The organism is Pantoea conspicua, from assembly GCF_002095315.1.
Classification (GTDB): domain Bacteria; phylum Pseudomonadota; class Gammaproteobacteria; order Enterobacterales; family Enterobacteriaceae; genus Pantoea; species Pantoea conspicua.
On sequence record NZ_MLFN01000079.1, the window covers coordinates 1 to 10,844 of the forward strand.

9 protein-coding genes are annotated in these 10,844 nt (G+C 47.7%); 5 read left to right on the forward strand and 4 right to left on the reverse strand.

Features of this window, described 5'->3' with window-relative positions:
• Positions 1–134 precede the first annotated feature (134 nt).
• The 3 genes from HA41_RS18630 (at position 135) to HA41_RS18640 (ending at position 2,093) form a co-directional block, all read left to right on the forward strand.
• Positions 135–569 carry an ATP-binding cassette domain-containing protein gene (locus tag HA41_RS18630; RefSeq protein ID WP_244175152.1) on the forward strand — a complete coding sequence of 145 codons (435 nt, stop codon included), beginning with the start codon at positions 135–137 and terminating at the stop codon, positions 567–569.
• A 345-nt stretch (positions 570–914) separates the two neighbouring features.
• A complete protein-coding gene (locus tag HA41_RS18635) occupies positions 915–1,817 on the forward strand; it encodes an Rpn family recombination-promoting nuclease/putative transposase (protein WP_094122012.1) in 903 nt (300 codons plus the stop codon).
• A gap of 84 nt (positions 1,818–1,901) precedes the next feature.
• Positions 1,902–2,093: a hypothetical protein gene (locus HA41_RS18640; protein WP_089562611.1), complete on the forward strand. Its 192-nt coding sequence runs from the start codon at positions 1,902–1,904 to the stop codon at positions 2,091–2,093.
• 289 nt (positions 2,094–2,382) lie between these two features.
• Here the strand turns inward: HA41_RS18640 and HA41_RS18645 are convergent, their stop codons facing one another.
• Positions 2,383–3,372, reverse strand: a complete 990-nt coding sequence (locus HA41_RS18645) for a tyrosine-type recombinase/integrase (protein ID WP_089562612.1) — start codon at positions 3,370–3,372, stop codon at positions 2,383–2,385.
• Positions 3,373–3,816: 444 nt separating this feature from the next.
• On the opposite strand from HA41_RS18645, the gene HA41_RS20850 reads away from it, so the two are divergent.
• Positions 3,817–4,350 (forward strand): hypothetical protein, encoded by a 534-nt coding sequence (locus tag HA41_RS20850; RefSeq protein WP_128088301.1) that lies wholly within the window; start codon positions 3,817–3,819, stop codon positions 4,348–4,350.
• A gap of 189 nt (positions 4,351–4,539) precedes the next feature.
• Entirely contained in the window at positions 4,540–5,295 is a 756-nt protein-coding gene (locus tag HA41_RS18650) for a hypothetical protein (RefSeq protein WP_089562613.1), read from the forward strand.
• A gap of 1,287 nt (positions 5,296–6,582) precedes the next feature.
• On the opposite strand, the gene codA is transcribed toward HA41_RS18650, so the two are convergent.
• From codA to codB, 3 genes are read right to left on the reverse strand one after another with little or no spacing between them, the layout of a single operon-like run.
• Positions 6,583–7,821, reverse strand: a complete 1,239-nt coding sequence (gene codA / locus HA41_RS18660) for a cytosine deaminase (protein ID WP_089562614.1) — start codon at positions 7,819–7,821, stop codon at positions 6,583–6,585.
• A complete protein-coding gene (locus HA41_RS18665) occupies positions 7,818–9,053 on the reverse strand; it encodes a PucR family transcriptional regulator (protein WP_089562615.1) in 1,236 nt (411 codons plus the stop codon). The genes codA and HA41_RS18665 overlap by 4 nt, the downstream gene beginning before the upstream one ends.
• Positions 9,050–10,318 carry a cytosine permease gene (gene codB, locus HA41_RS18670; protein WP_089562616.1) on the reverse strand — a complete coding sequence of 423 codons (1,269 nt, stop codon included), beginning with the start codon at positions 10,316–10,318 and terminating at the stop codon, positions 9,050–9,052. Before codB ends, HA41_RS18665 begins: the two co-directional genes overlap by 4 nt.
• Between the last annotated feature and the right edge of the window lie 526 nt (positions 10,319–10,844).

The following is a 10,844-nucleotide window of genomic DNA, read 5'->3' on the forward strand; positions in this document are numbered from 1 at the left end:
CGCCGACCTCTGGCACGATTCAGCTGGGTGACGTTTCGCTGGACGATATGGATGAGGCTTTGCTCCGCAGACATATTGCATAGGCGTCGCAGGAGAGCTGGCTGTTTGACGATACGCTGGAGAACACTATTCGCCTGGGTCGGCCGGACGCGACTCTGGAGCAGGTGATTCAGGCTGCGCAGCAGGCGCAGGCCGATGAGTTCATACGCGCGTTACCGGCATGCTATCAAACGCGCTGCGTAAACAGCGGCGCGAACTTCTCGGGTGGTCAGCGGCAGCGTATTGCGCTGGCACGTGCGTTAATCAGTTGCGCGCCCGTGTTATTACTTGATGAAACCTCCGCCGGACTCGACAGCGAGAATGAACGACACATACTGAAGGCGTTGCGTGAGATGCCAGCAGAGCGCACTGTTATCATGATTGCCCATCGGGTTTCGATGCTGAAAAGCGCCGATCGGATTCTGTTGCTTGAGGATGGAAGGATAGTGGAGACGGGCGACCACACAACCCTGGTTGAGGCTGACGGCCGCTATGCGTGTTTGATCGATGCCAGTCAGTCGCTGCGCTGATGGGGTTATCAGCGCTGTCAGAGGCGCAGCATCGCCTACACCTGCCGGAGGCTTGCGGAACCGGCAGGATGAACGATCGCGGCGTTACAGACTTCCGTAAATCATATGAGAACGCTGCATTAGCGACGGCATCATATCCGGCGCCAGCATCGGGCTATGCTGACGATTCTGATTAATATTCGCACCATACGAAAGCCAGGTTATCAGGCAAGCAGAGACTTTTTTTGACCCCATTACAAGTAAAATGATAATTTTAATCAAACGGTTAACTTTGCATCGATGAGTTTGTTATGGTTGCCGCCGCTGTAGTAATATAGCGCTAAACGGACATACTCAGGTGCCGCCATGAAGAAAAACAGCACGCCGACACCGCATGATGCGGTCTTTAAAACATTCCTCTCGCACCCGCAGACCGCGCGCGATTTTATGACGCTGCATCTGCCGCCCGCGCTGCTGGCGATTTGCGACCTGTCGACCCTAAAGCTTGAGTCCGGCAGCTTCGTTGAGGATGATTTGCGTCCCTATTACAGTGACGTACTTTACTCTTTGAAGACGGACAAAGGTGACGGATACGTTCATGTCCTGATTGAGCACCAGAGCTCACCGGACAGGCATATGGCATTTCGCCTGATGCGTTATGCTGTGGCCGCGATGCAGCGCCATCTGGATGCCGGGCATAAAACCCTGCCGCTGGTGATACCGGTGCTGTTTTATCAGGGCAAGCGTAGCCCCTATCCTTACAGCATGAACTGGCTACAATTGTTTAGTGAACCGGAAACTGCCACGGCACTTTACAGCAGCGGGTTTCCGCTTGTGGATGTGACCGTCATCCCCGATGAGGAGATTATGCAGCACCGCAGCATGGCCGCGCTCACTTTGCTGCAAAAGCATATCCGTCAGCGCGATCTGAAAGAGGTGTTGAACCAACTTGCCCTGCTGATGGCTGCGGAATTCATGACCGGACAGCAGCTGCATGCGCTGGTAAACTATATACTTCAGGCCGGTGAAACAGCTGATGCTGGCGCCTTTATTCGTGAACTGGCGCAGCGAGTACCACAACATGAGGATGAACTAATGACAATTGCACAACAGCTTGAGCAGAAAGGTCGGCAAGAGGGCTTACGTGAGGGCATACAAGAAGCCAGTCTGAAGATCGCTCGTAATCTTTTGAAAAGTGGCATGGATATTCAGTCTGTTATGAATGTAACCGGCCTGAAAGAGGAAGAGCTGAAGCAGATTCGTCATTGAATTTAACCGTGCTTAATTTTGAAACAACGTACACAGGTCCCCTTTGTTTGTTAGCTAGCGCAGCATGCACATAATGAGAATCAAATGATGACAATTGCACAGCAGCTTGAGCAGAAAGGATTTAGGGAGGGGTTTAGAGAAAGCTTCCGAAAAGGTATACAAGAAGCCAGCCTGAACATCGCCTCTAACCTCTTGAATAATGGGTTTAAAACTCAATATGTTTTGCAAGTCACCGAACTGACTGAGGAAGAGCTTACTCAATTCCTTAATAAATAATGTATAAAAAAGTTCAGCCAAAATCTGTCGGTCAAACGAGTACGCATATAATCGCCAGACCTTATAGCTGAGGATCTGAGAGAATCTATATAAATGGTTTCCTCTTTCTGCCCGTCATTTCCAAAGCTAAAACCTAAGTATTATAACGCAATCTGCTGTTTTAAACGGATAATATTCCCTTATCCACAGAAAATGGGGATAGCCTGTGTACGGTTAAGTATAAAAGCTGATGGATGTTGAGATGCCACCGCTCTCTGGCACCTGCATCAGGATTTGTCTCTATCCGCGCTTAAAATTTCAGCTTATCTGCCGCCTTACGTAAACGCTCATCTCCGCGGCGGTCATATTTCTGCGTCGTGGTGACGCTGGCATGCCCCATCGCATCCCGGACGGTAATCAGATCTTCTCCGTTATCCAGCATCATTGAGGCAAAGGTGCGGCGCAGATCATGCGGCGCGCAGTTATCAATACCGCTTTCAGTGCGGCGCTGGCTCAGAATGTGATAAACCGCCTGAGGCGTCATGCGCTGAGAAGTGACATCGTCACCTGCACGAATACGGGTAAAGAGTGGTCCATCCTGTTCACCCCTGATGGTATCCGTCCAGCTATGAATGCGTTGCCAGACGTTTTCCGGCATAAACGCCAGCCGCTCTTTGTTGCCTTTTCCCCGCACAAGCAAAGCCTGTTCCTGATGCAGGATGCTGGCGTAGTCCAGATCCACGACTTCAGAACGGCGAAGACCACAGCCCAGCATCACCGCCAGCATGGCGGCGTCGCGCGGGCCTTTACAGCCTGCGTCCTGTTCACAGCTGCGAAAAAGCGCGTGGATTTCCTGTGGCGCCAGCGCACGACCGCGCGTTAGGCGGCTTCCCCGCACCGCCCGCACCGAGAGGATCTGCTGATAGCTCTCCGTATCCATCTGCTTCATCATCCACGCTTCTCGGGCAGTGCCTTTCAGCGCAGAGAGGTAAGTATTGATGGTGGCTGGCGCCCGGCCGCTGACCTGCAGCATTTCCAGCAGGCCGCGAATATGGTGCCGGCGCAGACTGCCCCAGGCGCAGCTCTGCAGTGAGGTAAAGCCGAGCATGCCCGCCACGATATTCAGAAAAGACTTCATTGTCTGCCGGCTGGCGGCGGAGGAGAGCCCTATCAGATAGGCCTGCGCCGGATTGAGCGATGTGCCGCTGTTGATGGCCGCCAGGGCGAAGGCGTCCTGAGCTTCTGCGGAAGAAAGAGACAGCTCGCGTGGGGCAAGGCTGTTGTCGACAGAGTCGGTCATGTTGATCCTGATGGGGTTGGCAGTCTGGCCGCGCGATGAAATCTGACCGGATTATCCCCTGCCAGTTGGATTCTGGTAAAGCTACTTTTTCAAACATATATTTTAATAAGTAGCGTGGGGCCTAAAGAGATTTGAGATTCAACTATATTTGAAACTGCTATCACAGCTTTCTCATTGGGCATTACTATCAGGCCTCCTCAACCAATATGTTTTTGATTTTCATTATGTTAAATGTAGTATCCATTAACAGCCAAGTGTTAGAAGATTTATTACCATCCTGCGAATTCATAGAATAAAGATATTTTTATATATGACGACACTAAATCATAATACAATATCAGCGGCGATTTTGATTGAGGTGGTAACGAGAAAAGTTGCGCTTTTACGAGTAAATACGTTTTAGGGTTTAACAGCTGATAAATAGAGTTTTAGCAAGGGGGTGTTATGAGCGTTACCATATTCCGGCGAATAGGTGGAAGAGTTGTTCCCCTAATCGTTGACGAAGAGCGGGTATCTGAATACAGCATCTCTCAGCATCAACATATCCCAAGGCATTCGATTAAGAAAGATCGATTCGATACTATAAGTTCTTTTACCATACCGAATGCTACCTGCCAAAAGTGTGGGGAAGAGGTTTTTTATTACGAAAATTCAAGAGGTTCTCGCGTCCTTTTTGACGCCCTTGGCCCTCCTTGGCCAATTCATCCATGTTATAGCAGCAATCTCGCTGTGAACGATAAGAAAGCAGTGCCAATTTCAGCAGGATGGGAACCGGTACTTATCGATAAATGTGTGAAAACAAGTAGCGGTGGAATTCGAGTTCAAGGCTACTTGAATGGGATAAAAATAAGGTTTTCTTTTGAAGAATGTATTTTCATAAAAATGAATTTAAGTTTAGAGGATTGCTATAATCTGATAGTTTTTGCAGAAGAAAAAAAAGAAAATACAGCTCACAACAGGAAGAAAGATTTGGGATAGTTATTATGAAGTTATATCTGTGATGGATGTTTCAGTTTCAAAACCACCTAAAGGAATAAAAATCATGCACGTATTATAGTAAGGGGAAAAGAAAATATAGATGCAGAGGTCATTTAAAACGGCAACCCCGTCATACTGTATTCACTTGAGCCTGCTAGTTACCGTAAATACTTCCTTAATGAAAGTACTTTGATAATAAAAAGTTATGTTACTGAATCTGGAGAGAGGATTGATAGTGCGCGGTCTACATCAAGTGGCACGTTTATTCTTCTAAGTAAGATATCAAAAAGCATTCAATATCTAAATAATTGTCTGGGCGAGAATGGTAACAATGAATCGCAAACTAAACTGGGCATTAATGAAATTGATGAGTTGTCAATATCGATATCACATTTGGCAATATTAAAAGAGCTAGATGCAGTGAGCTCAATACTAATTTCAACGCTTATTAAAAACACTTTTCATATTCATTACGTGATTACTGATGCCCAATATATCCAAAATTTCTTTTATTTAAAAAATAGGAAATCAAGCGCCTTATTTAATAATAATCACACAGTCATAAAAAGAGGAGAGGAGGTGTTTCTTATGATATCCGAGCAGGAATCTATAGCAAGCCTGTTATTTCCTGTTTTGTTTGTCGACAAAATAAAAGCGATGGAGATGATCAGGTTAACGCCGGAATATCTTTCATCAGTACATAATAGGTCGAGTTGGAGCAAGAAAAAATCAATTGCAAAGAGGGTTCATGAAGAAAGCGCAACTACAGTCAGGATAAAAAAGAAGAAAAAAATATCCACCGAGGAAAAAATAGCATGCTATGGCCGCCAAGTTTGGCCTTGTTATTACCTTTCCTTTCCATTTGTTTATGAAACCTCCTTGGCAACATTTTCAAAGCGAAATTTTAGGATAATTAATAAAATGCTGCATCCAATATCTACTTGATATATTAGTGTTTTAACTTAAGCCCTCTCTGGTCTTGACATAGCGCATTATCCATCTTGTAGATATTTATTTGCATTAGGTTATTTTTTATAATTCTAACCGCTCATCAGCATCCGGCCACTACTTAAATTTTTAAAAAGAAAAATTTATTATAAGAGTTATACAAAGTCAGGATCGAGTGCGGGATCTCTGCAGCCGATGGATACTGCCCGGCTTGACTGTTTTGTACAAAAAACGGGCGGTGCTACGTGAATTCTGGCGGACTCACCCCCTGCTTTTTCTCAGAATTCACGTAACGCTGCCGGGCCCAGTTTGGACGATAACTGAGCATAAAATGGCTGATATTGTCGGGTTTGGCTATATGCATTCTCCGGTGGGATGGTGAAAGATGATATGGCCGAAAAAAAACCACCGCCTTTATGCGCTCTTGCGATACGTTTTCACTTAATACCTGGCGGCAGCTGCGGAGGGTCTGTTAGTGTTGCTCGCTGGAAAACCGGCAGTCTTTCCTGCGCACAACGCCGAAGAATGTGCGGCACTACTCGCTTCATCTGCAGGCTCCCGGCCGGGCCGTGTCCACTTAATCCACCCATGCGGTACTTATTTATATGTTACACTGTAACGCCAGGCTGGTGCCGATTTCTGTCTTCTCCGACATGGTATACGTCTGTAAGAAGATTAACCGTGCGGCGTTTGGCCATATCGTTCTGGTTGTGGACCGGACTAAAACATCCTGTAGTCGGGCGGTCTGGTTAAAGCGCCCAGCGCAAAGCCGTCTCTCCGACTGACCGAACGGATAGCCGCCGCGGGTCTGGCCGGCAAACCTGACGCCATGCTGTTTTGTTCGGTTCACCGTTTAAACAGGATCACCGCCGTACCGGGCGTTTGCCGTATTCCCTTCTGGCCCAAAGCCTTCTGCTAAGATATGGGAAGTTACCGCTCACCTCATCACCGCATTAGGAAATTAAAGATCTGACTTCTTACCAGCCTGGTAATTTGTCCTGCATCATAAGATGGGACAGTTCATTAATGCTTAAAGCTTTCTCAAAAGCCTGGCAGGATTGCCTGCATACACGCCTTTTACCAGCACAGGCTTTATAACCATGCTGCCTGCACCTATCACCATTTCCGTTGTTAAAAGTGTTGCTCTACTACCCACTGCTACCGCGTACTTAATACGATATGTACCCAGATTTCTGCAGAAGCATCAGGGCCGCCACTTTTGAAAAGGCCGTTCGCAAAGATTACCTCATCCCGGCCATTATCTGACCGGGCGATAAGAATGGTTTATGCCGGATAAGTTATCTGTTCCGGTTGGCGCTGCATAATGATATTACCGTGGCGAATTGAGGTCAGCACTTTTGCCTGACCGCACACTGCTTCGTAGTCGTTTTCCGCATCGAGAATAAGCAGGTTAGCCGGTCTGCCTTCGGCAATACCATAACTGTCGCCCAGGCATAGCGTTCTGGCACTATTATCGGTAATAAAATCGAGGCAACGTTGCAAATCTTCATATCCCAACATATGGCAAATATGAAGTCCAGCATCGAGGACGCGCAGAATATTCCCGTTCCCCAGCGGGTACCACGGGTCTTTGATCGAGTCCTGAGCAAAGCAGACATTTATTCCGGCCCGGTCGAGCTCTGCCACCCGTGTGACACCGCGCCGTTTTGGCCAGCTATCGAAACGCCCTTGCAAGTGAATACTCTCTGTCGGGCAGGAAATAAAGTTAATCCCTGAGTTTTTCAGCAAGCGGAAAAGCTTAGAGCAGTAGGCATTGTCGTATGAGCCCATAGCACATGTGTGGCTGGCCGTAACTTTGGCGCCCATTCCTCGTACACGGGCCTCTTCTGCCAGCATCTCTAAAAAACGGGATTGCGGATCATCAGTCTCGTCGCAGTGAACGTCTACAAGGCGACCATAGCGTTCAGCAAGATCCATCAGAAAAGTGATTGAGTTCGCGCCCTGGTCCCGGGTATTTTCATAATGGGGAATCCCTCCCACGACGTCTGCTCCCATTTCCACCGCTCGGATCATGAGTTCGCGTCCGTTCGGGAAAGACTCAATACCTTCTTGTGGAAAAGCAACAACTTGTAGATCAAGAATGTTCGCGACTTCCGATTTCACCGCCAGCATGGCTTCCAAGGCGGCAAGCGAAGGTTCGGTGACATCAACATGTGTACGTACATGTTGGATACCGTTATCGCGCAGCATAGCGATTGTCGCCAACGTTCGTTGGCGGGTATCCTCTGCGGTCACGGTTTCTTTGCGCTGGCTCCAACGGGCAATTCCTTCGAACAAGGTACCGCTCATATTCCATTCCGGTTCGCCGACTGTCATTGCATAGTCCAGATGAATATGTGGTTCAACAAAGGGAGGAATAATTAGCTTATGTTGCGCATCAATATCGTCCACCGTCATGTCTGGCGATGTGGTCTGGCGGATAATGGTTTTGATTACGCCTTTCTCCAGTTCGATTGAATATGACCCTTCCTGATGACGTAAGCGTGCGTTGATAATTTTCATAACTTTTTCCATAGATAGTTTTGTGACATGCGCCAAATCACAAGCGCGACAGAGGCGTTCAGTTGAAAATGGGGATGACTGACCTGGTAGCCGGTCAGTTTTTCTATACGTTGCATACGCTGATGTAAGGTATTGCGGTGTATTCCCAGTCGTTCAGCCGCTTTCACTACGTTACCGCTTTCCTGTAACAGGATTTCCAGCGTCTCCATTAATAAATACGGTGCTTTCCGGTCAAGCTCTGTCAGGCAGCCAAGGGTGTCATGCATAAAATCCGTAAGTAGTGTCGGATCGCCGACAGCGGAAAGAAGCTTGATAAAACCCAGTTGCTGGTAATCGCTGATACGCTGCGTAGGGCGCAGGCTGTCCGTCAGATCCAGTGCCTGCCGGGCCTGGGTGAGTGCTTTGGCATAACCCTGCAATTGCCGCACGGGAGCAGAGAGGCCGCACAGTAATGACAACGTACTGTTAGCTTCTGCCAAAGATTGCAGCCAGTGCTGAAGCCATTTTTTCTGAATGTAAAAATCACCATCGTTATCGGGCAGCAGAAATATAAACATATTGTTGCGCTCAATAAGCGGATACGGATTTTCTTGTTGGTTAAGCTGCTTTTGTAACTGTTGTCGAATGGTTCGCCGAGTTTGCTGTAACCAGGCTTCTGCTTGTTCTGCAGGAAACTGGCGGAACAGCTGTTGTATTCCTTCGAGGCGTAAGACTGCCACCCTGAGTGGTTTTGTAAGATCCAATTGCTGGTGCAAAGCGCGCTGCTGGATAATATGAAGGTCGGGATAGTCGCCGGTCAGAAGTTGCAGCATGATATCGCGACGTGACTGGAGCGTGTTTTCACTGCTAACCAGCGCAGTGCCGATCCGCTCCGTCACGATCACCATTTTCAGTAAATAGGGCTGCTCAATCAGCGGAATGCCGAGTTCATCCGCTAGTGTAATAACGCGCGCGGGGATCTCGTTGATATAGGCACCCCCGGTAAGGATAACCAACCCGGCAATAGCGCGCTGTTTTCCTTCCAACAGCAAATTAACCAGATTGTCTTCATCTCGCGGATAATTAACGCCGGTTATGAACACCAGTTCTCCACCCATAATCCATTCGGAAATCGTTTCATTTTCAGCCAGGTAGTACCAGCGAACCGGCAGATGCAATCCTTGTTTCCCCGCACGCAACTGAAGAGCAGAAAGCTCCTTGAGAGCAAGAATTTCGTTTACCGTCATGCTCATTCCTGTTGCTCCGCGACAGCACCGACCACTCCCCGACGTTTGCTGAGGGTAGTTAGCGCAATATAGGCTGCAGCCGATACAGTAATTCCTATCAATGGCGCCACCCATGATGAGAAATACGCCACTACTGCTCCTGCGGCATAAGCGCAAAGTCCCGACCAGTTAAAACGTGGTAACCGGACGGAGTGAATGAGTGGATAACGACCGTGGCGATGGAACCAGTAATCAGCAAGGATAACGCCGCCAATCGGTGGAATGATGCTGCCAAGCAGAACGAGAAAAGGAATCAATATTTCATACATTCCGCCAACAGCCAGCAGAATACCTACTGCAGCAGCAGCCACCGTCAGGGTACGACGGCGCTCGCTACGAAACAGATGACAGGCGGCGGCAGATACGTTGTAAATCGTTGGTCCCTGAATAGTTAACAGGTTAAGACACAGCATAATAACGGCAGCGACAGAGAGTCCCTGAAGCACTAAAATGTCAACGATATCAGCCTGTTGATAGACAATTGCACACCATGCCCCGGCAATGATCATCAGGCCATTGCCCAGCAGGAAGCTCATCATGCTTGAAATAATTGCCGTACGGCTGGAATTAGCCAGTCGGGTCCAATTAGTCACTTGGGTCGCACCACTGGCAAATGTTCCAAAAACCATCGTAATGGCCGCGGACCAACTCATAGTTTCTGTTGGTTCGATTTTCTTCATTGCCTGCCAGCCGCCAGCATGATGAGTTGCAATAAGCATCGCCACTATCAACAAAACAAACATTAGCGGGACTGAAATACGGGAAAGAGCGTCCAGGCCTTTGTAGCCAACCAGGGCGGTAATACAAAAAAGGACACCAAACAGCACCATCAGGGGCATGATGAGCGTGGAGGGTAAATCCATAATTTTCACTAAAGATATAGCAACCGTTGCTGTACCCCATGCATACCATCCCAGTTCGGCGAAACCGAGAATAAAGTCAGCCAGTTTGCTGCCAACCTCCCCAAAGCAGAACCGTCCCATCAGGACTGTATTAAGCCCACTGCGCGCTGCTATCCAGCCCAGCGATGCGGCGTACAGAGCCAGCAGAAAATTACCTGTCACTGCAATCCACAACATATTGTGGATAGAAAAAGAGAGGCCTAATTCGCCACCAGCGAACATCGTGCCGGTAAAAAACGTAAAACTAAATAACACCATCGATATGGAAAAAATGCCTTTACGTCCCGAGGCCGGAGCTTCAGTGAGGGGGAAATCATTGTCTTTTGACATTATGAAACCTCTAATATAGTGATGCAGATAGGATCAGTATCCTCATAGCAAGAGGTATGCCAAAAAAACACAGGCAAGCCTTACAGAGTAAAGTGTGCAATATGCACAAAAAGAAGAGGGAATTAACGATATTTGGAAGGTTTCAGTGCATGGTGCAAATGACTGCACCAGAAAAGTGCCAAAAAAATAACGGTTCATACTTTTACACGTGCTCAAATTACAAATTTTTGAGTTACCTCATTTCCCTGTTATTTATTAAATCTGCGAGTAGGTTTGAAATTACGTCATCAGTACTGACTCATTGAATGACATGATTTTTTATTTTATTTTTCAATAAAATGTGAGCTGAACCGCTGCGGATAATGTGGCTGCTTTCGAGTCATAGATTATGATGATGTCCATATTCAGCTGGTGACATTTTGTTACCTAGGCTTTGGCTATACCTTTGCGCACCCGTAAGCTTCTTTATACGAGCTAATCCTTTATCAATCCTCAAGGTTACAGACAGATAAAGCGTGTCAGCGGC

Coding starts and splice junctions, on each gene's coding strand:
- HA41_RS18635 (WP_094122012.1), top strand. CDS start 915: ATGAAGAAAAACAGCACGCCGACACCGCATGATGCGGTCTTTAAAACA.
- HA41_RS18645 (WP_089562612.1), bottom strand. CDS start 3,372: ATGACCGACTCTGTCGACAACAGCCTTGCCCCACGCGAGCTGTCTCTT.
- codB (WP_089562616.1), bottom strand. CDS start 10,318: ATGTCAAAAGACAATGATTTCCCCCTCACTGAAGCTCCGGCCTCGGGA.
- HA41_RS18640 (WP_089562611.1), top strand. CDS start 1,902: ATGATGACAATTGCACAGCAGCTTGAGCAGAAAGGATTTAGGGAGGGG.
- HA41_RS20850 (WP_128088301.1), top strand. CDS start 3,817: ATGAGCGTTACCATATTCCGGCGAATAGGTGGAAGAGTTGTTCCCCTA.
- codA (WP_089562614.1), bottom strand. CDS start 7,821: ATGAAAATTATCAACGCACGCTTACGTCATCAGGAAGGGTCATATTCA.
- HA41_RS18665 (WP_089562615.1), bottom strand. CDS start 9,053: ATGAGCATGACGGTAAACGAAATTCTTGCTCTCAAGGAGCTTTCTGCT.